21 protein-coding genes are annotated in these 25,050 nt (G+C 42.1%); 6 read left to right on the top strand and 15 right to left on the bottom strand.

The window, feature by feature from the left end; all coding sequences use genetic code 11:
* Positions 1-94 precede the first annotated feature (94 nt).
* From QVC79_RS11290 to rnc, 3 genes are read left to right on the top strand one after another with little or no spacing between them, the layout of a single operon-like run.
* Positions 95-331 (top strand): acyl carrier protein, encoded by a 237-nt coding sequence (locus QVC79_RS11290; RefSeq protein WP_027200888.1) that lies wholly within the window; start codon positions 95-97, stop codon positions 329-331.
* Positions 332-346: 15 nt separating this feature from the next.
* Complete coding sequence (gene fabF / locus QVC79_RS11285; protein WP_087419369.1) at positions 347-1,591, top strand: beta-ketoacyl-ACP synthase II; 1,245 nt, start codon at positions 347-349, stop codon at positions 1,589-1,591.
* A gap of 23 nt (positions 1,592-1,614) precedes the next feature.
* Positions 1,615-2,355 (top strand): ribonuclease III, encoded by a 741-nt coding sequence (rnc, locus tag QVC79_RS11280; RefSeq protein WP_270594569.1) that lies wholly within the window; start codon positions 1,615-1,617, stop codon positions 2,353-2,355.
* Between the two features lie 90 nt (positions 2,356-2,445).
* Here rnc and efp read toward each other — a convergent pair whose 3' ends face one another.
* From efp to QVC79_RS11220, 12 genes are all read right to left on the bottom strand, one after another.
* Positions 2,446-3,015 (bottom strand): elongation factor P, encoded by a 570-nt coding sequence (efp, locus tag QVC79_RS11275; protein ID WP_027200891.1) that lies wholly within the window; start codon positions 3,013-3,015, stop codon positions 2,446-2,448.
* A gap of 149 nt (positions 3,016-3,164) precedes the next feature.
* Positions 3,165-4,004, bottom strand: a complete 840-nt coding sequence (locus QVC79_RS11270) for a BRO-N domain-containing protein (protein WP_118303006.1) — start codon at positions 4,002-4,004, stop codon at positions 3,165-3,167.
* Between the two features lie 43 nt (positions 4,005-4,047).
* Positions 4,048-4,932 carry an RsmD family RNA methyltransferase gene (locus QVC79_RS11265; RefSeq protein WP_270594571.1) on the bottom strand — a complete coding sequence of 295 codons (885 nt, stop codon included), beginning with the start codon at positions 4,930-4,932 and terminating at the stop codon, positions 4,048-4,050.
* 115 nt (positions 4,933-5,047) lie between these two features.
* The gene (locus tag QVC79_RS11260) at positions 5,048-7,834 is read right to left on the bottom strand and encodes a M16 family metallopeptidase (RefSeq protein ID WP_124317588.1); all 2,787 of its coding nucleotides are present in this window, start codon (positions 7,832-7,834) and stop codon (positions 5,048-5,050) included.
* Positions 7,835-8,050: 216 nt separating this feature from the next.
* On the bottom strand, positions 8,051-8,467 hold the full coding sequence (locus QVC79_RS11255; RefSeq protein ID WP_124316774.1) for a hypothetical protein: 417 nt from the start codon (positions 8,465-8,467) through the stop codon (positions 8,051-8,053).
* Between the two features lie 12 nt (positions 8,468-8,479).
* Complete coding sequence (locus QVC79_RS11250) at positions 8,480-9,079, bottom strand: fasciclin domain-containing protein (protein ID WP_124316773.1); 600 nt, start codon at positions 9,077-9,079, stop codon at positions 8,480-8,482.
* Between the two features lie 12 nt (positions 9,080-9,091).
* Positions 9,092-10,597, bottom strand: a complete 1,506-nt coding sequence (locus tag QVC79_RS11245) for a RagB/SusD family nutrient uptake outer membrane protein (protein WP_270594573.1) — start codon at positions 10,595-10,597, stop codon at positions 9,092-9,094.
* An 11-nt stretch (positions 10,598-10,608) separates the two neighbouring features.
* Positions 10,609-14,154 (bottom strand): TonB-dependent receptor, encoded by a 3,546-nt coding sequence (locus QVC79_RS11240; RefSeq protein WP_270594574.1) that lies wholly within the window; start codon positions 14,152-14,154, stop codon positions 10,609-10,611.
* Between the two features lie 75 nt (positions 14,155-14,229).
* A complete protein-coding gene (locus QVC79_RS11235) occupies positions 14,230-15,396 on the bottom strand; it encodes a FecR family protein (protein WP_270594575.1) in 1,167 nt (388 codons plus the stop codon).
* Positions 15,397-15,455: 59 nt separating this feature from the next.
* On the bottom strand, positions 15,456-16,028 hold the full coding sequence (locus tag QVC79_RS11230) for an RNA polymerase sigma-70 factor (RefSeq protein ID WP_270594576.1): 573 nt from the start codon (positions 16,026-16,028) through the stop codon (positions 15,456-15,458).
* 37 nt (positions 16,029-16,065) lie between these two features.
* Positions 16,066-16,752, bottom strand: coding sequence for a tRNA (adenosine(37)-N6)-threonylcarbamoyltransferase complex dimerization subunit type 1 TsaB (tsaB, locus tag QVC79_RS11225; RefSeq protein WP_270594578.1), 687 nt, complete (start codon positions 16,750-16,752; stop codon positions 16,066-16,068).
* Between the two features lie 69 nt (positions 16,753-16,821).
* A complete protein-coding gene (locus tag QVC79_RS11220; protein ID WP_124316767.1) occupies positions 16,822-17,397 on the bottom strand; it encodes an L-threonylcarbamoyladenylate synthase in 576 nt (191 codons plus the stop codon).
* Positions 17,398-17,576: 179 nt separating this feature from the next.
* Here QVC79_RS11220 and QVC79_RS11215 point away from each other — a divergent pair, with 179 nt between their 5' ends.
* Both QVC79_RS11215 and QVC79_RS11210 read left to right on the top strand, forming a co-directional pair.
* A complete protein-coding gene (locus QVC79_RS11215) occupies positions 17,577-18,818 on the top strand; it encodes an AraC family transcriptional regulator (RefSeq protein WP_287642482.1) in 1,242 nt (413 codons plus the stop codon).
* A gap of 136 nt (positions 18,819-18,954) precedes the next feature.
* Positions 18,955-19,866 (top strand): fimbrillin family protein, encoded by a 912-nt coding sequence (locus tag QVC79_RS11210; RefSeq protein WP_270594580.1) that lies wholly within the window; start codon positions 18,955-18,957, stop codon positions 19,864-19,866.
* Between the two features lie 209 nt (positions 19,867-20,075).
* Here the strand turns inward: QVC79_RS11210 and QVC79_RS11205 are convergent, their stop codons facing one another.
* The 3 genes from QVC79_RS11205 to QVC79_RS11195 form a co-directional block, all read right to left on the bottom strand.
* On the bottom strand, positions 20,076-21,212 hold the full coding sequence (locus QVC79_RS11205) for an AAA family ATPase (RefSeq protein ID WP_270594581.1): 1,137 nt from the start codon (positions 21,210-21,212) through the stop codon (positions 20,076-20,078).
* Between the two features lie 150 nt (positions 21,213-21,362).
* Positions 21,363-21,533 carry a hypothetical protein gene (locus QVC79_RS11200; protein WP_167513912.1) on the bottom strand — a complete coding sequence of 57 codons (171 nt, stop codon included), beginning with the start codon at positions 21,531-21,533 and terminating at the stop codon, positions 21,363-21,365.
* Between the two features lie 232 nt (positions 21,534-21,765).
* The gene (locus tag QVC79_RS11195; protein ID WP_270594584.1) at positions 21,766-22,662 is read right to left on the bottom strand and encodes a diaminopimelate dehydrogenase; all 897 of its coding nucleotides are present in this window, start codon (positions 22,660-22,662) and stop codon (positions 21,766-21,768) included.
* Positions 22,663-23,161: 499 nt separating this feature from the next.
* On the opposite strand from QVC79_RS11195, the gene mutA reads away from it, so the two are divergent.
* Positions 23,162-25,042: a methylmalonyl-CoA mutase small subunit gene (gene mutA / locus QVC79_RS11190; RefSeq protein WP_270594585.1), complete on the top strand. Its 1,881-nt coding sequence runs from the start codon at positions 23,162-23,164 to the stop codon at positions 25,040-25,042.
* Positions 25,043-25,050 lie beyond the last annotated feature (8 nt).

The following is a 25,050-nucleotide window of genomic DNA, read 5'->3' as shown; positions in this document are numbered from 1 at the left end:
ATTCTCTAACTTTGCCCCCGAACTTAGAGAGTTATGCGCGTCTCTTGTAGACGCAAGTGTGAATTTAAAAAATGTCTAATTAAAATTTAAAGTTATGTCTGACATTCAAAACAGAGTTAAAGCTATCATTGTTGATAAATTAGGAGTTGACGAAAGTGAAGTTAAACCTGAAGCAACGTTTACTAACGACTTAGGAGCTGACTCTTTGGATACGGTAGAGTTGATCATGGAATTGGAAAAAGAATTCAACATCACTATTCCGGATGATCAAGCAGAGAAAATCGCTACCGTGGGCGATGCTATTGCATACGTTGAAGCTAACGCTCAATAATTTAATATTTTATCTATGAATTTCAAACGAGTAGTAATAACTGGTCTTGGAACTATTAATCCCTTGGGTCATAACGTGGCCGAATTCTGGGAGAACTTGAAAGGTGGCGTCAGTGGCGCCGGTCCTATTACTCGTTTTGATGCATCTAAATTTCGCACGCAATTCGCTTGCGAAGTTAAAAACTACGAGCCCACGGAATACTTCGACAAGAAGGAGGTCCGTAAAATGGATCTTTACAGCCAGTTTGCCCTAATTTGTTCTAGGGAGGCCGTGAAAGATGCCGGACTCGATTTCTCGCAAGAGGACAGAAAGAGAATCGGTGTAATCTGGGGTGCAGGTATCGGTGGTTTGGATACGTTCTACGAAGAATGCAAAACTTTTGCATTAGGAGACGGAACTCCCAGATTCAACCCGTTCTTTATACCCAAGATGATTGCCAACATGGGTGGAGCCATGATCGCCATAGAAGAAGGCCTAAAGGGTCCGAACTACACGACGGTTTCAGCCTGTGCATCATCCGCACACTCGTTAGTAGATGCATTAAATCTGATCCGATTAGGAAAAGCAGACGTGATACTTGCCGGTGGATCCGAAGCAGCCATCACCCCCCCGGGTGTAGGTGGTTTCAATTCCATGAAAGCTTTATCCACTCGTAATGATGACCCGAAAACAGCCTCGCGTCCTTTCGACGTTGACCGTGACGGATTCGTTATCGGCGAAGGCGGTGCTTGCCTAGTCGTGGAAGAGTACGAACATGCAGTAAAAAGAGGCGCTCACATCTACGCGGAACTTGCGGGAGGCGGAGCCAATTGCGATGCTTACCACATGACAGCCCCGGACCCGGAAGGAGAAGGTGCAGCCGATGTTATGTTACTCGCGTTGGAAGACGCCGGACTAACCCCGAAAGATGTTGATTATATCAACGTTCACGGAACGTCTACCGGACTCGGAGATGTGGCAGAACCTAAGGCCATTCAGAGAGCATTTGGTGAACACGCTTATGATCTGAACATCAGTTCCACCAAATCAATGACAGGACATTTATTAGGTGCCGCCGGTGCCTTGGAAGCGATCGCTTGTGTTCTGGCTGTGAAAAACAACATTGTACCCCCTACCATTAATTTCAGCAACCTTGATCCGGAACTGGATCCCAAGCTGAATTTCACGTTCAATAAGGCTCAAGAGAAAGAAATCAATGTAGCCATCAGTAACACTTTCGGTTTCGGAGGACACAATGCTTGCGTTGTATTCAAAAAGTAATCACTAACTAAAATTTTGGGGAAGTGATTAGTAAAATAATTCAATCCATAAAACTTTACCTTCACAGGAAGGAAAAGTTTTATGGATTGTCTATTTCGGAATGGGGATTCGTTCCCGGTAACAAGGGTTTATACACCCTAGCATTGTTACATAAATCGGCATCCAGATACACGAAAAGCGGAACCGTATTGAATTACGAGCGTCTCGAATTCTTGGGCGATGCCGTGCTGGGAGCTATTGTCGCTGAAATCCTGTACAAATTTTTTCCCAACAAGGACGAGGGATTCATGACCCGCTTACGCTCCAAGATCGTGAGCCGCGAATCATTGAATATCATTGCCATCAAAATGGGGTTGAGCGAGGAAGTAATTGCCAAATCGGATATTTCCAAAAACAAACATATCTACGGAGATGTATTCGAGGCTTTCACCGGGGCCATCTACCTAGATCAAGGATACGACAAAACAAAAGCGTTTATCGAGAATTACATCTTCCCTCACTACGTGAACTTGGAAGACCTCGTGTACGTTGACAAAAACTACAAGAGCCGCCTGATTGAATGGGCCCAAAAACAAAAGATTGACCTGAATATCGAAACGATTGAAAGTAATGCCCGTCGCTCTAAATTCGTCTGCACCATCTCTATCGGCGAGGACATTATGGCCCAAGGTATAGGTGCATCAAAAAAAGAAGCGGAGCAAAACTCCGCTGAAAAAGTTATTCAAAAACTCCAAGTCGAGACCCAAGGAGAAATTGAAATCTAATATTATTCCATGATTCCACGATTGCCGATTCCGTGATTTCTTTCAGTGAATATAATCACAGAATCGCCAATCATAAATCACTCAATCTTTTTATTCTTTCACACGTTCCACGTAAGTACCGTCTTCCGTTTTGATACGGATTTTCTCGCCGGTATTGATGAAAAGCGGCACCATCACTCTTGCACCGGTTTCTACTTCTGCCGGTTTCAACGCCGTGGAAGAAGCGGTATCACCTTTCAATCCCGGCTCCGTGTAAGTTACTTCCAAAACAACGGTCGGCAACAACTCAACATATAACGGGGTTTCCGTGTCGGCATGTACAACCATTTCAACAGCATCACCTTCTTTCAAGAACTGGGGAGCATTGATTAAATCTTTTGCAATAGGAATTTGCTCGAAAGTTTCCGTGTGCATCATGATATAGTCCTCTCCTTCCATATACAGGAATTGATAGGGACGTCTCTCGATACGTACTACATCAATCTTCACTCCTGACGTAAAGGTATTTTCCAAGGTACGACCGGTTTTGATGTTCTGCATCTTCGTTCTCACGAAAGCGGGACCTTTACCGGGTTTCACGTGTTGAAACTGTACAATTCTGTATAAATCGTCTTTGAAAACGATACATAATCCATTTCTAAAATCAGCCGTTGTTGCCATTTATTTTATTTTTTAGATTTAATATTTTTCATTGAGTGTGCAAAGATAAGGAAATCAGCACAAATCACCAAATGAGGATTTTATTTTCTTATATGATCCGTCTATTATCACACAAGTAAGCCGATTTTTAATCCAGTCCAAATAATAAACTAATCATCCTTCTCCGAATTTCCAAGTTGCAAATAATCTTTTGCATTTAATGGAGAAATTATACTTTTACCTGTCTGAATTTCAATTTCTTTCCGAGTATTACCTGCGATTTGACCTCCTTGATTCGCAATATGTCGATTTTCTTCAAATGTTTTCGGTTCACGTTCTTTCGATATTTCGGTTGTCGTCGCTTCTGCAAGCATATTTAGAATCAACTCCATATTGGTCATGTTATCTCTAAGATTTTCTTTTTTTAAACCCTTTAATTGTTTATATTCTCGAGTAGTCAGTCCAGCCCAAGCTTGCGTTATTATATCTGTCAATGCAGCAAATTGCACACCTTCCTTCACTCCCCGACATTTCCATTCATCAGTAAGCTCCTTTCGCACTTCTATACTTTTTAGACGTTGGTTTATCCAATTATCCGAATAACCCAATCGTTTATAGTCTAACAAGGCTTGCTCGATCGACAACTCAGGATCCTCCAGTTGATCCAGACGTTCTTTAGCTACTTGTGCCATCCACAATTTAAAAGGTTCCGCTTTAGGAGAGGGGATCGACTGAATAATTCGAAAAAGGGATTCCGTATCTGCAGCAAGTGTTTTACGCCTCTTACCCGTTTCGGTCATCATCATTACCTGGGGACAATTTGTCCCCATGAACAATCCCAATTCAGAATCACGTTTTCTTACTTTTTTCAAGTAATCAGTCGGATTAGCACTATCTGTCAATACAGAAACAATATCTACAACTGAAAAATACCACTTTTCTTGGTCTTCATCCCAAACTGTACGAATCTTTCTTTCTTCAAATAGCTTTATTGCATCCTTTTGTGTCATATTATTGCTTTTATAAATACAAAAGTAATAATATAAAACCACACTACTTACGCCACAACCGATAATAAACTCCTAACGGTAACGATTTCCCGTATGAATCGGTAAAATACAACTCTCCGAATTGTTCCCCGGTACAATCACCGACCAACTGCCGCACGATGCTCCGGGCCAACAAGGCTGATAACCCCATGGAATACAAATTAAGCACAAGGAAACTATTAGAACCTTCCAACAATTGCCCACACAAGGTGATCAACTCGTTGATATTTTCTTCCAATACCCATTTCTCGCCATTCGCACCGCGCCCGTAAGCCGGAGGGTCCAGAATGATCCCGTTATATTTTTTACCCCGACGTACTTCCCTCTGTACGAACTTTAAAGCATCATCCACGATCCAGCGAACACCATCCAATTTCGAAGCTTCCATGTTTTCCCTAGCCCAAGAAACAACCGGCTTCACCGAATCCACATGGGTAACATCCGCCCCGGCACTCTTCGCCGCAAGAGTAGCTCCCCCGGTGTAAGCAAACAGGTTCAACACTTTTGCCTCCGAACCAATTCGTTTCACCTGATCGAATATAAAATTCCAGTTCTCTGCCTGTTCCGGGAATATCCCCACGTGCTTGAAAGAAGTCAATCCCAAACGCATCCGGAGATTCATCTCCCCGTAACGGTAATTCACGAACCATTGCTGTGGCATTTTAGGCTTGCAAATCCATTCTCCCCGGTCCTCGCTTTTCTTATCCTTCTTGAAATAAGCATCCGCCCGTTGCTGCCATTCCACGTTGGGAAGCGATTTATTCCATATCGCCTGCGGCTCCGGCCGGGCAATCACGTAACGCCCGAAACGTTCCAATTTCTCAAAAGCACCACTATCAATTAACTCGTAATCTGACCAGCATGAAGGGCTTAGTAATTTTATATCCATAAGATGCATTTTATGCTTAATTTTAGAAAGACAAAGGTAACACAGTATCCGTTTTAAACAAAAAGGACGGGGCTAAAAAGTCCCGTCCCAACACACACTCAACTAACAGCCGATCTCACTTCGCTCTCGTTACGAAAGATATATCCATCAAATTGGCATTTTCGAATAAACGTCGTGCAAATTCCTGAATATCCCCGGGAGTAACATAATCAAGTATATCGTTCTGATTCTTAGGATCAGTAATATCCAAATCATAGAGCGCTTGCATCATCAGGGCATTCATCCAAAAAGGATTATGTTGCATCGTCTCGTTGTAAGCGTTCCGGATAGCAATCACAAGCTGCACGAGTTCATCCTGCCGGGGCCCCTCTTTCACCATTTTCTCTATCACGTTGAAAAGGATGGACCTCAATTCATCCAAACGAGCCGGGTCACAATCAAAACTAATACTAAGATCGTACACGTTATACGGTTCCCGCTCCGCCGAGCCTTGCACATCAATATTATAGGTTCCCCCTACCTCTTCCCGGATTCTTTGCAGGCAACGGGAATTAAGAATAGATTTCAAAATCCCCAAATAAATATTATCCTTCACGGTATAGGGCATCTCCTTGGAATAAATGGCAATTTCCGTCGCTTTTGCTTTCTCCCCATCCAATTCGATTACTTTCCGGGTAACACCCTGCGGACAACGAACCCCGTTATCCTTCCAATTTTCCTTCCGGTAAGTCGATTTAATCGAACCAATATATTTTTCAACTAACGGTCGAACTTGTTCCGCCTCCACGTCTCCCACGATGAAAAAAGTAAAATCACTGGCATCTTGTATACGATCCCTGTAAATCCGTTCTATTTTCTCCAACGAAACCTGATCCAGAAAATCCTGATTATACAACACGATTCTCGGATTATAATTATTCATGATCATCTGCAAGGAATCATTCACCCGTGATGTTTGAAACGAGGCTCTCGCTTGTTGCATCATCAGTTCGTGTGTTACTTTATCGAACCGTGGCTTTTCAAAACCGAGATAAATCAATTGCATCAATGTCTCCAAGGTTTGAGGAGTGGCTGATCCCAGAACAGACTCCGACAAAGGGTCCACGCTTACCCGGAATCTCACATTTTTACCTTCAAGATATTGTTGCAACTCTTTCATGCTAAGGTTTCCAATTCCATAAGCCGGCATGAAAGAACCTAACATCATGGCAGACGGGAGCATATCTTTACCATACAAAGAGGCACCCCCTTTACTATAGGCCATTACCTCCACTTGATTTTTCTCGTAATTTGCTTTCCGGAACAAGACACGGGCTCCATTATCCAACATCCACTCCTTTGCATGTAATGTTAGTAATTCTTTCTCTTCCACGATCTTTCCCCCTGCCAGTTTTCCGATCATTAATTTTCTGGCAGTTGTTTTCTCCTTCTCGTAAGGTTCTATATCCATTTTTTCGACTCGTTTCAACACATTCAGCACCTCTCCCTTGGTAAGATGAATCGCATTTTTAGGCCCAGCAATCGAAATGACCATGTTATCACGGGTGATCCACTCTTTCGCCTTGGCAGAAACTTCCTCCACAGTGATCTGGGGAATAATGGTTTGGACAAAACGATAATAGTACTCCAAGCCCGGGGCCGGTTCATTTTCCAAGAAATAAGATTGAAGTTCTGCAGCAATCTGCCCGTTTGAAAGTTTACCTTTATCTTTGTAAAGATTATCAAAACTGGTTAGTAACAACTTTTTTGCATCCGTTAATTCCGTTTCCGTGAAACCGAATCTTTTTAAGCGTTCATTTTCTTTATACACTAACTCTAACGCCTTGTCTTCTTGGTTTAGAGCAGCTGTCGTGGAGATAGCGTAAACCCGGTAGCCCCGTACTAAAGCATTCATCCGGCTATCGGCAGCCAGACAAGGCGTATTCTTCTGTTGTGTCAGTTTAGCCAACCGGTTTTGAAACATCAAACTATACAAAGCTTCCACCAAAGCCTCTTTCATATACCCGTGATTTTTTAACTCCGGTTTTGTCGTCTCCGAAAGAATATTCAAAGAAACAAAAGAGTAAGGGACATCTTTATCAAGAACTAACGAATAAGAAACACCCCCTTTCAAAGGTACAGGATAAAAAGGACGCGGCGTAGGATTCTTCACGGCAGGGATCCGGGAAAATAAGTCAATCACGTTCTTCTCCATCTTTTCCACGTCAAAATCTCCCACCACGACAACAGCCTGCAAATCCGGACGATACCACTCGTTGTAATAATCAATTAGTGTCTGCGGTTTAAAATTCCGAATCACATCCATGTTCCCGATGATGTTGTGTTTCACGTATTTTGACCCCTTCAGCATCACAGGCATCGTCTTGGCTCTTAATCGTTCACCCACATCCATTCTTGTCCTCTCTTCTTCGATAATAACTTTCCGTTCCTTGTCGATCGTCTTTTCATCAAAAGTAATATAACGTGACCAGTCGTGAAGTACTAACAAGCAAGAATCAATTAATCCCTCTTCTTTGGTGGGAATTCCTGCCAAGTAATACACGGTTTCGTTATGTCCGGTCTGCGCATTCACGTGTGTATTCATGCTCACACCGTACTTTTTCAGGATTTCAGAAATCGAGTTACCGGGAAAGTTCTCCGTCCCGTTGAAAGCCATGTGTTCCAAGAAATGAGCCAACCCATTTTGGGCATCATTTTCCATGAGTGCACCCACGTTCTGGATGATATAAAAGTCAGCTTGACCTACTGGTTCGTTATTTTTACAAATAAAATAGGTCAGCCCATTATTCAATTTTCCATGTTTCACGTCCGGGTTCAAGGGAACCGAGGTGTCCATTTTATATTGAGCATTAGAGTAAAGTTGGACAAATCCCAACAACAATAATAAAACTATTTTTCTCATATATTCTCTTAGAAATAAGAGGGTGTGTCAAAAGGTATTTTACCCTCAAAAAAACTCCTCAGTCACTTCGTGCCACCTCCTCTATAAACAGAGGAGGAACTGGTGACTCATCCCAAAGACAGGGAGTATTTCAATTCTCCCTCTGTTTATAGAGGGAGTACCCCGAAGGGGGGGAGGGAGTTTGAAAAATGACTTTTGACACACCCTCATGTTACCTTATTCCACCACGATAATAAAGAGCGAATCCCTCACGAGGGAATACCCTTGATTATAAATATTCACGTCAATATAGTAAGTCCCTTCCTTTATTGAATTCTCAAAAGGTACTTCAAAACAACTATCTCCTCTCAGTTGTACTTCATTATAAAAAGACTCAACATCGCCATCACTGGTATGTACTCCTGCAATTTTATAATGAATCGGGTAAGTTCCCAATATCCCTTGTATTGGCGAAGACACCCAAGGGTATTTCCGTTCAATCCGGTCCGCCTCTTCTTCCTCATCCGGGTTCTTTTGAACGATCATCGTGTTAGGATCATAACTGACCTCATCCACTTCCAGGTAACCGACTTTTGTGTCATCACAGGCTATGAAAGCGAAAAACATGAATAGAATGTATATGATCTGTTTCATAATGCTTTTGTTTTAAAATTTTCCAAATGTAAAGCCATACACTAATGAATGCACGGCCCCGTTATCAGGCTCAATGTCCGCGGATGCAATCATCACGATGGAATACCCCGTATCAATGGATTGTATATGCAAGGTAGCAGCACCTACATCCGGAGTATCCTTATAAGGGTTCAATTTTCGATAAACCCGGATGCGATTCCCCGCTATTGCTGTAAACTCGTCACCCCCATCATCAATGTCGCCAACAGCAAAACTATCTTTCATATGTTTCCCCGGAATCACGTATCTAAGCATCATCTCTTTCCACACTTCCGGCTCAACATCTTTTATCCGCTCGATTCCATTATTCAACATATAGCGCAGGATGGAAAGTCTGGTCGGGCCAAAGAAGGTTATTTCAGGATATTGCGCATCTTTCCCTTCAAACAAGGAAGTCAATCCCGCCCATTCAATAACGACCACGGTTGAATCCCAGTTGTACGGATCATTCTTCATGTATTCCAGTATATTCCCGTCAAAAATTCCGGAAGCCTTTCCCGTGTCTATAAAATTTTCTTTCGTACAAGCTGACCCGATAAAAACCATCAGCAGTATTATAAATATCTTATTCATAGCTTTCACATTTTATTGTCTCTTTAACCAATATCTAGTTTGACGCATTAATTTATTGGAATTGAATGCACTATAATGAACAGGTAGGTACAACGCCCCGTCCTCAACATCTTGATCCGTTAGTTTTGCATATTCCTCGGTCATATCCGTTTTCCAGTATCCCGTACGTACCATATCATACCAACGATGACGCTCAAGAAGTAATTCTTTCTCCCTTTCTTCAAAAACGGCTCTATAAATAGGTCCTTCTGCCGCGGTATATCTTGCTGCCCCGGCCCGGTCTCTTACCCGATCCAAGTCAGATTTTGCCAGATCATCTTTTCCTAACTTGGCGTAACATTCCGCCCGCAGCAAAAGAATATCGGCCAAACGGGTACGTATAACGTTTCCTGCAAAATTCTGGAACCACATGGAAGGAGATGACCATGTTTTATCTTCAACTATATCCCTTCTACGCTGCATAAGAGCCCATCCCTCAGTTTCTTCAACATCAATCATTTCAGCCGGTTTGTAGAAATAAGCATCTCTTCGTTTATCTCCCTCTTTGTACATTTTCAACACACTCTCCGCTTTAATTTTCATATCTTTCCAAGCAATATCTCCCGGCTCCGAATTAGGCTCTATCGGGTAACTCTGGTAATACAATTCCTCGTCAATGTAAACATCCATCCACAACAAGTCCGTGTACACCACTTCCAGTTCAAAAATAGATTCGGGATGCTTACCTAATAGCAACTTCGTGCATACCTCTTCCGGATCGGCCGCCAACGTGAATCCACCTTTCTCGATAACCCAAGTTGCCACATCTATCGCCTTTTGCAAGGTGTCGTTATTATTTAACAGACTCCCTTCCCACGCGTACATGTGTGCTAACATGGCGTAAGCCGCTTCTTTCCCGGGGATTTGTTTCGTTGTTACCTTATTCCCGCTGGCATCTGTCAAGTTATTCCAAACATCGAGCAAAGTAGTAGCCTGTTTCATATCAGAAATAGCAATATCCAAAATCTCATTCCACGGCTTACGAGCTAAAGGTTCGACCTTGTAAGAAGTCGCAACGTATGGACAATCTCCCCAATCCCGAACGATCTCGAAATAGCATAAAGCTTTATAAAATAGCGCTTGTCCCAACCAGTAATCATGTCTCTCCTTGGGTAAATCAGCTTTATCAATGTTCTCGATCACCATCATTGCCTGTGTAATTGCTTGATAGTAACTATACCAAGAACAGGCAGTCACGTCACTATTAATTGTTGTTGCATCCAGTATTCTTAATGCCTTTGTCAGATATTGATCACACTCGTCCATAATTTCCCCGGAAATAGCACGAGGCGTGGAATACTCGTAAGCACTGCGATAAGTTTCATAAGCACCCCGCATAATCCCCTCAAAATCCTGTTCCGTCTTGAAAAAATTATAGTAAGTCATTGAATTCTCCGGCTCTATATCCATTAACCCGTTACACGAGGAATGTAACATCATGATCACCGACAGAAATAGTATAATTGTAAACCTCTTCATCATAGCTTCTATTAAAAGTTAATTGACAAACCTAAAGTAAACTTCCGATTCAACGGATATTTTCGAACATTATCAAATCCAGTCATCAAGTCAACGGCCTCGGGGTCCATTCCGGAATAATTAGTCCAAGTAAATAAATTCTCCCCGCTGATATAGGCTCGAACTTTTTGTAAACGCATACGATCCGTAACTTTCTTCGGTAGAGTATAACCCAGAACAAAACTCTTCATCCGAAGATAATTCACATCCTCCACGAACTGATCACTGTAAATTCCCGTGTTATTTTTTCCAACATCATAAGATAATCTGGGAAAGTCCGCTTTATCCCCGGTTTTTTCCCAGAATGTATATTTACGAATATCCTCTAAAATAGGACCGTCTAACGTGGAACTATTCACCGCAATAGCTTCTGCCTTCCCGGCATTGATGATCGTACGCCCCAAAGAATAAGTAAAATTCATGGATAAATCAAAACCTTTCCATTGCAATTCTGTCATAATACCCCCTTGGGCCTCCGGGAGAGGACTCCCCACATAGATAGCATCAGAAGCGGGATTAATCAAACCATCTCCATTCGCATCATAATAATACATATCTCCTACCGTGTAGAACTGGCGTTCCCCTTCATACATATCCGGATGTAAATATTGTTTTTCACCGTAAGCATTATATTTATACGGAATCTGATCCTCGGACTCGATAACGCCTTGCGTCTTCAATCTCCGAATAATATTTAATGGCTCACCAATGATATAGGTCCCTAAATCCCGGCCATTATGGCTTTTTTTGAATTTATTCCAGTTCCGGGCAATATTGAAATTCAACCTCCAACGGAAATTATCTCTTCTAAAGATGTCATATCTCAACGATAATTCCACCCCATTATTGGAAATAGCCCCCGCATTCTGGTATTGCGTTGTCATGGGAGAATAGTTTCCCGGCAGCGGGACCGCGTACATCATATCATCGGTATAACGATTGTAATAATCGAATACCACATTCAGCCGGTAATTCAAGAAATCCAGATCCACTCCAATATTATACTGTCCAGTTGTTTCCCAAGACAAGTCGGGATTCAACAAACCATTGGCCGATTCCGGTACGATCGTGGAACTCCCCATAAACGTCCAACCTGTTGTCAAAGAGCCGTAAGCTAAATAACGAGTTGTAAATTGAGTTCCGGTCTCTCCCCAGCTACCACGAATCTTTCCAAAATCCAGCCAATCACACCAATCCATAAATGATTCGTCAGAGAACACCCAAGCCGCACTAACTGCCGGGAAAGTCCCCCAAGGTTTTCCTTTACCGAACTTTGAACTACCATCCCGCCGAACAGAGGCTCCAAAAATATATTTCTGCTTGTAACTATAAGTCAATCTTCCCAGAAAGCTCACCATCACGTCTTTTTCATAATTAGAGCTATATGCTTGCAAAGCTTGAGGCGTTGAGCCACTATTGTCAATCGACGGCCATTTGTTTTTAGCATAATGTACCTGATTATTAGGCCCCCCTTTAGCGATTCCTCCAACGACATGTTCCTCATCCATCTGCGTGGAAATACCTGCCAAAGCTTCTACCTTATGATCCTTAAATTGTTTGTTAAATACCAATAGATTTTCTGTTAATAAAGTTCGATTTTCCAAAAATGATCCTTGAGTGGCCGTCTTACCATCCGTGGTCAATTCCATAGGAGTAAACGTATTCTGTTTACTTAATGTATATCCAATAGAATTCGTTGACGAGATTCGAAGCCAATCGGCAATATTATAAGTTAAAGCAACACTCAAACGACCAAATAAATCTTCATTCTTCTCCTTCACTCCTTTTTGATTTTTCAGCACGTATTCCTCAACCACGGAATTTGCGGGCAAAAATGGAGACGTTTCAAAAGGCACCTTCGGAATATTTACTAAATTTTGACCGTCTCCCATGATCAAGTTACTACTCTCTCCTTGATTTCGTTTACGACGGGCGTATGCCAAAGACAAATGAACTTCTATATTAAAACGTTCAATGGGTTTAAATCCCAAATTCGTCATGAAGTTAAACCGGGTGAACCCACTATTTCTCAAAATTCCCGTTTCATCATAAAAACCAGCTCCCACGCTACTATTAAAACGATCCGTTCCATACAATGACTGCACGTTGGCCGTTATGACTTTTCCCGTTTGGAAGAAACGCTTGAACCAATTTGTCGAGTTATTATAAAACGAATTCAAACTATCCTGCAATTGATCTATATATTTTGCATTATATTCACTACCATTTCCCCAGAAATAATCATAAGCTCCTCCATACTTCCCGAAAACATCCTGATAACTTTTAGGATACACCGCCTCATAATCATCATTCATATAAGCCTGACGATAATTCTGCAAGGCTTTCAATTTATATCTCCGAGATTCTTTACCGGCAAAAACTGTCGGGTATTCAGGGATATAAGACCATGAATAAGACACGTTAGCCCGTATGGAACGTTCCCCGTTTTTACCCCGTTTCGTGGTAACCAAGATGACTCCATTAGCTGCACGTGATCCGTACATGGAAGTAGCCGCCGCATCCTTCAACACTTCAATAGATTCAATCGATTCCGGATCAATCTCGGCCAAAGCATTTGTCCCCGTTAAAGAAGAAGTCATATTCGTGATGGGCACACCATCAATCACCCACAGGGGAGAACTAAAATCACGTTGCTCCGCACTCAAAGTATTATATCCACGCAGAATAGTTGCCGTTCCCCCACTACCGGGCGCCCCGCTCATGTTAGAGACATCTAACCCGGCAACACGCCCCTGCAACAAACTGGAAAGATTAGCTGTCGGGACACTAAGAATGTCCTCTCCCTTGATGGAAGTCACGGCCCCCATCATCTCTCGCTTCGTGGTCTTCCCGTAAGCGATAACTCTTACCTCGTCCAAATCCGACACGTCATCTTCCAAAACGACATTTACCACTCCCGGTTTACTTACCGGAACCTCTTTCATTTTCATTCCCACGAATGAATACATCAACACCAAATTCTTCTGGGGAGCTAAAACCAATTTATATTCACCCTTCGAATCAGTGGCCACCCCTTTCGTGGTTCCTTTTATGTACACGGATACACCGGGTAAAGGCCCATTCTTCTTGTCTGTCACCCGTCCTCGAATTACCCATTCTTCCATCGGTTTTACCGTATCACCCACTACACGTTCCCTCGTCGAGATCAGAATTGTTTCCTGTTCAATGGAATACACCAACGAACTACCTTTCAACACCAAGTCCAACACCTTTATCACATCCATATCCTTCACGCTCAAAGACAAGTTCTTTACTTGTCTCACCTCGTTCTCATTATAAAGGAAACCGAACTTTGTCTGTTGCTCGATAGCCTCGATTACCACTTTCAGATTAACGTTATTCACCTTAATCGAAATCTTTTGAGCCATAGTCACTTGATTAGCATACAGAGACATAGAACTCATCAAAAAAATAATCAGAAAATTTCGCATAAACAATAACCATTTTTCCACACATCCTCCCCGCGGAAGATAGCGCGTTTCTCCATTTTTTTTCATAACTTTGTTTTTGACTAAATAATAATTATTTATTGATTATTAATAATAACCGGGAATGGGTCCAATCATCCCCGGTTATTTCTTTTTATCCACCTTTACTATTCTATTCTCCAGTATTAATTCCGTTCCGGTTGTTCTTTCCAACATCTTCAATATCACACTCAGATTCTCGAAACGTTTCAATTTCCCCGTCACGGCGATCTCTTTCAGGTTCTCCTTCGCAAAAACGAAATCGACATCATACCAACGACCAATCATGATTAACACCTGTTCCAAGGACTCGTCGTTAAAATAAAACCATCCCTCGTGCCAAGCCGTGTAGTAACTTGTGTTTACCACCCGTACCTCGTGACGCCCGTCTTTCCCGATCACCATCTGTTCCGAAGGTTCCAGCGTGATCTTTGTTTTATGCCCTTGAGAAACCTGCACTTTCCCCTCAACCAAAGTCGTTTCATAGGAATCATCCGTGTCATATGCCTTTATATTGAAATGCGTTCCCAGCACCTTCACTTCAAATCCCCGGTCAACTTCCACGATAAAGGGACGAACCGAATCCTTGGTTACCTCAAAATAAGCCTCTCCCGATAAACGTACCCGACGTACGTTCTCCCCAAAAGCTACCGGATAACTTAATTCTGATTTCGAGTTCATCCACACCCGTGTCCCGTCATTCAAGATCAGCATATATTCATGCCCACGCCCCACGAGCAATTTATTATAAATCAATTCCTGCACGGATTCCGGTCTGTTGTCCTGATAATTCAAGCGAGCCGAATCGACCATTATCTTACTTCCATCCTTTTCGTTAATATGGTTCCCGGCTGTCTGTAATTCCCGCAATGTCCCGTCACTCGTGACAAGCACAGCCTCCAAGGTCCCCGGCTCCACATCGTGCAAACTAATTACATTTTTCAAGGATGCATTATTTCTTGAATACATAACATAAATGGCCGTTCCCCCTAAAAGAAGAGGCAATAACACGGCTGCTACTCTCCCCAACAGAACTGATAATCGCCGCCTACGGGGCCTCATCACCCGTTCCAACTCTCTATCCACATCTATATCTTCTATCATTTGCCGCCGCCGCAAATAATCCTCCCCCGAAGACATTTCGTCAAGTAATAATTTTTCTTTAGAATCAGGCACGACAATCTCGTCCAATTGACGCCGTTCCTGCTCGGTTTCCATTCCAAGCAACTGGGCAAACACGAGCCATACCTTATGATTTGATTTCAGATTCATACATCCGTCTATTATCCTTAATACATCCCATAGACGAACTCATGAAAAAAACTAGTGAATCAAAAACAGACTTTTTTCAAAAAAAATAACAATGAAAGGAAATATTGATCATGCAATTGGTCTCTTAATACCTTGTAAGCATTTGCCTTTAACGTGTTTACCGAATTCACGGAAATATGCAATTGATCTGCTATCTCCTGATTCTTTAGACCTTGTAACTTCAACAACAAAATTTCCCGGGTACGTTCCGGCAATAATTGTATGGCCTGATCCAGTAACCGGTAAACATCTTCACGCAAAGTTTCTATCTCGAAAAACTCTTCACGTTCTTTTTCATTTTCCTGTTCCCACTCCACGTAACGATGATGGATATTCTCCCGACGCAACACGTCAAGACAACGATTCTTCACGCTAGTATAAAGATAGTTTTTCACGTTGGCAACACCCACCAGTTCCGATGGATTTTCCCATAATCTACAAAACACATCGTGAACCACGTCTCGGGCCATCTCTCCATCCTCCAAGTAACGATTAGCAAAGACACACATGGAGGCAAAATAACCCCGAAAAAGAATTTTAAAATCCTCTTCTTCTTGCTTACCTCTTTTTTTTATTACATGCGGATCGCCCATCTCTCTTTTTTAGTAGAGCAAAGATAAAGCTTTTAATTTATAAAACTTTCCGTTTAGGTACGGTAGCCACGAAATCTTTCAGATAAAACGGTTCAAAATAGGCTACATCTTCAAATTTACCGGCTTCAAAGTATCGTTCTGCAAGCCCAATCATGTTTGCCGCAGAAGTCGAGACCCCGTTAATAAACACGGCATTCGGATGTTTCAAGACTTCCTTCACCTTATCACTCCCATTTCCAAAGAACAAAACTTTCCGGGTAGATAATAAATCGGCAAAAGAATTTTCTTCAATCACTTCAGCGTGAATATCTCGCACGACATTTCCTTCCCGATCATATATTGCCGTATAGACTTCCATGCGACGGGCATCAATCATCGGGCAATAAAAAGCCTCTTCGTCCTCTCTTTGGGCCACGGCATTTGCCAATGCTGCCAATGTACTAACAGCAATCAAAGGTTTCCCGGCACCAAAGCATATCCCCTTGGCTAAAGATACCCCGATACGCAAGCCCGTGTAGGAACCGGGGCCCATACTCACGGCCACGGCATCCAAATCATTCGCCGTCAAGTTATTCTCTTTTAATAAATCATCCACGTACACACCCAGTAAAGTAGAATGATTAAATCCCTCGTCATTCTCTTTTAAAGCAATCACGTTTCCATCCCGGGCAATCGCCACGGAACATACATCTGTTGAAGTATCTATATTTAAAATAAGAGCCATAATACAATTGAAAATTGAAAATTGAAAATTGAAAATGTGGGGACACTCTCGATTTCAATCTTCGGGTTATTACTTTCTGATGATTTGAATCTCGCCACCAACACCCAGTTTGATGATACTGGAGGGAGCGGGATTCGTTGTTTCTTCCTGACGGAAATCGACCACGTAATCGACAGCAGTTTTCACAGCATCACTGATTTCGGCAAAACACCGGGGAGAAGGTTCCCCACTGATGTTGGCTGACGTCGAGACAATGGGTTTACGGAAACGGTAAAGCAAGGATTTCGTGAAATCCTCCGAGGTGATCCGGATGCCGATGGTTCGATCTGGGGCAATCAGATTCTTCGCCAAGTTCTTTGCGTTCGGGTAAATGATTGTCATGGGTTTATCGTTCACTTCAAGCAACTCGTAAGCCACGTCCGGAACCTCCACGTAGGATGCAAGCTTACCCACATCGTCCAGTAATACCAACATGGCCTTACTATCCTCCCGGTGTTTCAGCTCGTACACCCGTTTCACGGCAGCCTCGTTCGTGGCATCACACCCGATGCCCCATATCGTGTCCGTGGGATAAAGAATTATCCCCCCATTTTTAAGAATTTCGCAAGCCTTGCGAACTTCTTCCTTTAGCTTTTCATCATTCATTATAAGTCATCTATAGTGGGGACGAAAGTACAAAGTTTACGGCAGGATGTCAATTTTTAAGGTATCTATTTTTATTCTTCCAAACTTTTATTCAAAATATCAAGATCGTATCCATATAGTTATAATTTCACTATATTTGTCCCGTAAAATAAAAGGACGGCATTTCAAATTCTAGGAATATGATGAATGACAGTATATCTTCTCCAATATTTTGGATGTATTTTTCGTACGTCCTTTCTTTTATCATTCCCCTATTTTGCGGCCTCACACTGTTAACGGTCAAAGGGGCCGTCCCCAGCGAACAAGCCGGAATGCATCCGCGGAGGCTACTGGGAATTATTTTCACATTCTCGGGGTTGATCTTCATCCCGAACATGATACAAGATATTCATAAATATATCACGGGTGAACTGGGCTTACCCATCTTTGATATTGTCATTAACTTGTTTCTGGTTCCCCTGTATTTTTTCTATTTCCGCAAGCTCACGAAACCGGAAAAACTGACATCCCGAAGAATTTGGCCACACTTGATGCCGGGAATTTTGGTACTGATTACCAGTTTCTTTTTGTCGCCTCTGCAAGAAAAAATTGCGGGGGACGGCGTGTTCTTTAATGCCAACTTACCTTTAATTATTTTCCGTTGCGCCAGCCTGATCCTTCAAGCCATCATGATCACACTATACACGTTTCGCATTCTGCATTTGAAACGAGAACATATGCAACGACTGGAAGAGAATTATTCTTCCATGGAAAACATCGATTTACGCTGGCTAAACCAAGCCATCCCTCTGGCTGCATTTTTCGCATTTATAGCTCTTTTCGCATCTTGTTTTCAAGCCATCTGGAGCGATTATCTATTCCACATCAGTTCCATATTATTCACTTTTTACTTGTTTATCCACGCTCTCAACGAACCTTATATCTGTTACACGGAGCAACACGCGGAGATTCATGAAGAGGAAATCATTTCCCCTAATTCCTGCCCGGAGACACCTGTCACCACTCCAACAAGTGAAACAGAATTATCCCCCGTTTTCCCCCCTCTACCCGAAAAATACTTGAAAAATCTCGGGATCAAAAGAGAAAAGATGAAAGACGAACTGATCCGTCTTTTCGATGAAAAAGAAATATACACCAACGGGAACCTGACCATAGCCGACGTGGCCGCCTTGCTGGGAACAAACCGCACGTACGTCTCGAACGTTATCAACAACGAGTTCGGCTTCAGCTTCTACCAGTTCGTCAACAAATACCGAATACAGAAAGCCACCATTTTATTAATTCAACACCCGGATATGCAAATCCAGGAAGTTGCCAGCCTTTCCGGTTTCAACTCCCTTTCTTCGTTCATCTCCTCCTTCAAGCTCAACGAGGGCATCACCCCCAAACAATGGAAACAACGTTACGTGGCCCCCCTTTAACAATTTCGAATACGTAAAAACTTTGGAATTCGTACAAGTCACGACCGAAAAGGTAAAATTATAACAGAATTTTACTTTTTACTCATCTCTTTCGTGACAAGTCCCTCACATTTGCAAAAACTTAAATGCTCACGATATGAAAAAATTTATTCTATCAATTCTTGCCATAGCAGCTATGGCAAGTTGTACTAAAACATCCGAAGATGACGTTGATCCTAATGCTCCAGTAGAGATTAAATTCGGAGCTGGTATCGATATGTTATCCCGGGCTGCCATCACTACTGACGGAAGCGGTCATCCTGTATCAAACATAACAAGCATACAAATTCTAAGAGGTACAGACGGAGCGAATCCCGCATTTAACACGATTTCAGATGTAACAACCACAGCTGACTTAAAAACAGATGGGACATTTGAAAACATCATAAATCCTCAATATTATAAATCAACAACAGATGCAGCAAATTTTATTGCCTATTGGCCACAAGGCCTTCTCACCTCCGGAACAGTCAATTTTACGATAACCGGAGAAGAAGACATCATTGTCGCTCCCGCTATCGCGACAACTTATTCCACGACACCACCAACCGTAAATTTCCAATTCGCACATAAACTAGCCCAACTTCAATTAAAGGTAATAGCTCAAAACGAATCTGCTTTTTCCTTTTACGGAGTACTAGAAAGTGCCAAAATAAACGTACCTTCAAAATTAGATATGACAATTAAAGCAGACGGAAGTACCGAATTAACCGCAAACGCAACCCCCACAAATATAGATCTTGATTTTGGCTCTATCACATACAGCACGACAGAAACCTCTGTATCCAAAAATTTTATTATTTTACCAGTAGCCCCAACAACTATCAATCTTAAATTTGCCAATATAACAGAAGCAAAAGATTACGATATAAAGGATCTAGCTTTATTACCCGGAAAAATAACAACCTTAACAATTACAGTAAACGCCACTGGAGTTAACTTTTCATCCACAATTACAGAATGGACTACCGGAGGAACTGACGGGAAAACAAACGTTGGAGGCAATTAAGGAATAATCAAAAGTATTTAATCATTTCCTACACTAAGAGACCATGATGAATGTAAAAGCATTTATCATGGTTTCTTGCTTTTGGGCCACAATTTAAGTTAAATTCCCTATTGAGGCACTTTTCCTATTTCACGATATTCACTATAATCGTGTTGTCTGTCTCTCCTCTATATAGAATCGCCAAAGTTTTTCTATATGGGAAATATTCGTTATCCATCCACGTATTCACTCTTAAACCAGAATTCGAATACAGGATCAAGAAAATAAAAACCTTCCACCGTTTTATCCAAAATATCTTTTTGTTCTAAAACGATTTTATTTTTCGACACGTTTTGCGGCGTTCCTAATTTATACTTGGACATCGTTGTCGCTCCCGTAAGAACGGACTCCCCTTTCGCTATAGCAATCAAAAGATTAAGCTGGGTAATGGATAAAGCCTCACATTCGGCAACATACAAAGGTAAATTTGTATTCACGATTTGCGAAAACGCCTTGTCAACAATTTCTACTGTCACAGCCTTCCGAGTTGCACTCCACACGAAATGAGATAACTGCTGCACGTACCAAGAATGAGATTTCACCTTCTCAACAATCAATCCGGCATCCTCTGTCGAAATCTCCTTCCCCGTCCGTCGAAAGGAATTCATGATAAATTTTATCCATTCAGTTTCATCAATTTTCTGGAGAAACATCAATTGTCCAAATCGATAAAAAGGCTTGGAAGACGAATTGAAAATTTCGATCATCATGTGCCGTTTGCTACCATACAAACAATAACTAACCTTTTGATGGTGTTGCCACACGCTACGCATTTCTCCTTCTAAATGCCCATAATTTTTCAATCCTGCCAAACTTTGAAACTCATCAATACAAACAATAATTTTAATTCCCTTGGAACAAGCTATCTTTTCCGGAAGTTCTAATAACTCCCGTTCATTTTCTTTCACCCGGTGATATTCTAGCCCGATAGAAAAATCAGTCATCGGATCAACACCGATAGATATTTTCGGAGAGAGCGTTTTTAAGAATTCCGTAGCATTTGAAATCCACGTTTCCCAACTATTACTAGTAGCTTTGATGACCTCTTTTGCAAAAAGTTGATAAAACTCCTCCTCACTTCGTACCGTAAAGACATCCAAAAAGCATACTCGCACGTCAGGACGTTCTTCAACCAGCTCTTTCATCGCTTCTTTCACCAAAGATGATTTTCCCCAGCGCCGGGGGGAAATCAGCATCGTGTTAATGCCCGAATACAAGTTACTTTTAAGTTCTTGTTTCTCCCTAACCCTATTTACAAAAGTCGAACCAGCGGCTAATTTCCCGTATTGAAAAGGTGACTCCAACATAATAATTGTTTTCTACAAATGTAATGAGTATTCAAGGATTTACCAAATTATAGGAAATAATTTTATACCTTTTGGTATAATACCTTTTGGTATAAAATCATTCTAACATTCACGAATTACCTTATCGGATGACCTTTTGCTTTTTATCTCTCATTTATTCACCTTCATCCACTTCACCGCATCCGCAATAATCGTATTGTCCGATTCTCTCCGATCATCCAGTGTAATCGTGGCCTTCTCCTTCGGGAAATCACGCTCCTTTACTCGACTCGTTTTAACACGCCAATTCCGAACAAAAGTGGCCCGATAGGTTTCTCTCACCTGCTTCTCTTGAAAATACAAATTTCCGAGCAAGCACGTTACCCCCAAATCCGACACGATAAAGATATAAAAAATAAAATAAAAAAATAGACAAGTCACATCCCATTCTCACACCCACGATCTAAACCCACCCAATAAGAGAACAAAAAAAACTACGACTTTACATCTGAAAAAACAGCATAAAGTCGTAGTTTAAAATCATTATAAATGCTCTACAAGAACGTTACATGAATTATACCAGATGCTTAATCAACTCCTCCCGATCTCCATACAGCATATCAATCACCGGAATCTCGATTAACGTGTAGCATCCCGGCTGTTGTTTCATGGATGCACGAGCTGTTGCCACGAGGATTTGTCCGGTTAAAGCCGGGTTATTGATTTTCATGTCAAATTCGAACAACTGGTTCTGCGTTTTGCCGGAAACACCCTTGCGGACAAGATTCACGCCGTGGCCCATATCTTTCAGGTTATCGACACACTCCACCTGCATCACGTGCGTCTCGTCATGCACGAAATAAGGATCGGTCTTGATCGCCTCGGCCACTTGTTTGAAATCGTACCCCTCTTTCAACTCCACGTACACCATCCGGCGATGGATTCCCGTTCCCACTGGAATCGTCATGGATAACGCAGCTTTCACGCCTTCCACGGCTTTCACGGCAACCGTGTGTCCCATGCTCATGCCGGGGCCAAAATTCGTATAAGTAATCCCTTTCGGGGCGCAAGCTTCTAACAAGGCACGGACGACAGAATCACTTCCCGGATCCCATCCGGCGGAAATAACAGATACTTTCCCATGCTTTTTGGCAACCTCTCCCAGACGTTTATGCAAACCGGAAATCTCCGTGTGAATATCGAAACTATCCACCGTGTTAATCCCCATAGCTAATATTTTCGAGGCATACGACTCCACACTACGGGTTGGGGTACACAAAATTGCCACGTCTACATCCTTGATTTGAGCAATATCCGACACGACAACATAGTCCTTCAATTCGGCCGACACGTTCGTCGCATCCCGGCGTACTACTCCTGCTACTTCAAAGTCGGGGGCAGCTTGCAGTGCCTCAAGCACGTAACTACCTATATTTCCATACCCGACGATGGCTGCTCTAATTTTCTTCATCTGTTTTTGCTTTTTAAATTAACACCGCAAATTACGAAATATTTTTTTCCCCTACAAAACGCAAGCGTAACGTTTTCACCCATTTGTTAAACTTTCAACATCTATTTTTCCCTTGCCATTAAAATACAACATACACCACTGCATCTTTTCACCTTCCCTTACATCAGTCCTGCCAAACCCGTTTTATCCCTTTATTCCCTAGAACAGACACTCATCGAAACCATAACGACCGGATGCAAAACGATTCATTGAATATCAGTGCATTATCCATTTCTCTATGCAAAACAACATTCCTGCAATATTTCTTTAAATACCTGTCATTCCATCATCCCCCGATAACCCATAGAACATTCTATTCACAAAATCCTTAAAAAGACTTATAATCCGATTCACGAGGCGAAATAAAGAAGAATTTCTTTTTTTTATTGTCAAAAACGGCTAATTTTGCCTTTCGTTTTTAATAACAAACAGTTACAGAATAAATACATAAAAATCTATTATGGCAGAGAATGTAAACGAAAAGCTTTTCAGTGAATTTGCTCCCAACACCACCCAAGAGTGGAAGGACAAAGTCATTGCAGACCTAAAAGGGGCTGACTTCGATAAAAAGCTGGTTTGGAGAACAAACGAGGGTTTCAACGTACAACCGATGTACCGGTTGGAGGACATGAAAGACCTCAAGAACTTAGAATGCTTCCCGGGAGAATATCCTTTCGTGAGAGGTAACAAGAAAAACAACAACGAATGGCTCGTTCGTCAGGACATCGTGGTAGAGGATGTAGCTGAGGCGAACAAGAAAGCGTTGGATGTTCTGAACAAGGGTGTTAACTCACTCGGATTCGTGCTTACAAATTGCAAGAACTTCACGAAAGCCGATATGGCTGCCTTGTTGAAAGATATTTGCTTGGAATGTATCGAGATTAACTTCGTTGTATGCTGCAACAAAGTTGCTATCTTGAATATGTTCAAAGAGTACGTTGCAGAGAAAGGTTTCAACCCTGAAAAAATACAGGGAGGTATCAATATCGATCCGATCAGCAAACTCGTTTTAGAAGGAAAATTCTGTGACCCGAACCCGTTCAGCGTGGTAAAGGCTACCACGGAAAGCACTTCCGAACTGAAAAACTTCAAAACCATTGAGGTAGGTGGATATGTCTTTAATAACTCGGGAGCATCCATCGTTCAGGAATTAGGATTCAGCTTGGCTGCCGGAGTAGAATACCTTGACAAATTAACCGATGCAGGAATGGACGTGAAGGACATCGCTCCTCGTATGCGTTTCCACTTTGCTACCGGTTCCAAATATTTCATGGAAATTGCTAAATTAAGAGCAGCTCGTTATTTGTGGGCTCACATCGTGAAAGCTTACAATCCTTGCTGTGACTGCGTTTGCAAGATGAATATCCATGCTGAAACATCAGAATGGAACAAGACGGTATACGATCCGAACGTGAACATGCTCCGTACTCAAACGGAAACCATGTCCGCAACAATCGGTGGTGTTGACTCGTTCACGGTTCACCCGTACGACTATATCTACGAGTGCCATCCTTCAGAACTGGGAGAACGCGTAGCTCGTAACCAACAATTGTTATTGAAAGAAGAATCACACTTCGACAAAATCGTTGACCCTGCCGGAGGTTCATATTATATCGAAGAATTAACCCAATTCATCGCCGAGGCTGCTTGGAAACTCTTCTTGGAAGTACAAGAACAAGGCGGTATGGTGAAAGCTCTTGAATCAGGATTCGTACAGGCTGCCGTGAAAGCTACAGCACAGAAGAGAGATCAGGACATCGCTAACCGGAAAGAAAACTTCTTGGGTACGAACCAATTCCCGAACTTCAACGAGAAAATGGATAAAGAGCTTTGTGCTTGCATCCTAGAGCCGGAAGACAAAACCGCTCCCGACGCTGTTGTTGAAACGTTGAAACCTTACCGTGGAACTCAAGCTTTCGAAGCTATGCGTATCAGAACTGACTTGTTTGCAAAAGAACAAGGTCGTCGCCCGGTAGTTTACATGTTCCCGATGGGTAATTTGGCTATGCGTAAAGCAAGAGCTCAATTCGCTTGTAACTTCTTCGCTTGTGCAGGATTCCAAGTAATGGATAACAACGGATTCAAGACTGTTGAAGAAGGTGCTAAAGCATGCATGGACAACAAGGCTGATATCGTGGTAATCTGTAGCTCGGATGACGAGTACGCTACTATCGCACCGGAAGTATATGCAGCAATGAAGGACAAAGCAATCATCGTTGTTGCCGGTAACCCGGAATGCAGACCCCAACTAGAAGAAATTGGCATCAAGAACTATGTTCACGTGAAATGTAACGTGCTGGAAGACTTGAAAGCATACCAACAAAAATTGGGAATTAAGTAATTGACGAT

It is taken from the genome of Butyricimonas sp., from assembly GCF_019423355.1.
GTDB classification, from domain to species: Bacteria; Bacteroidota; Bacteroidia; order Bacteroidales; family Marinifilaceae; genus Butyricimonas; species Butyricimonas faecihominis.
This window is presented reverse-complemented; position numbering and strand designations above follow the sequence as displayed.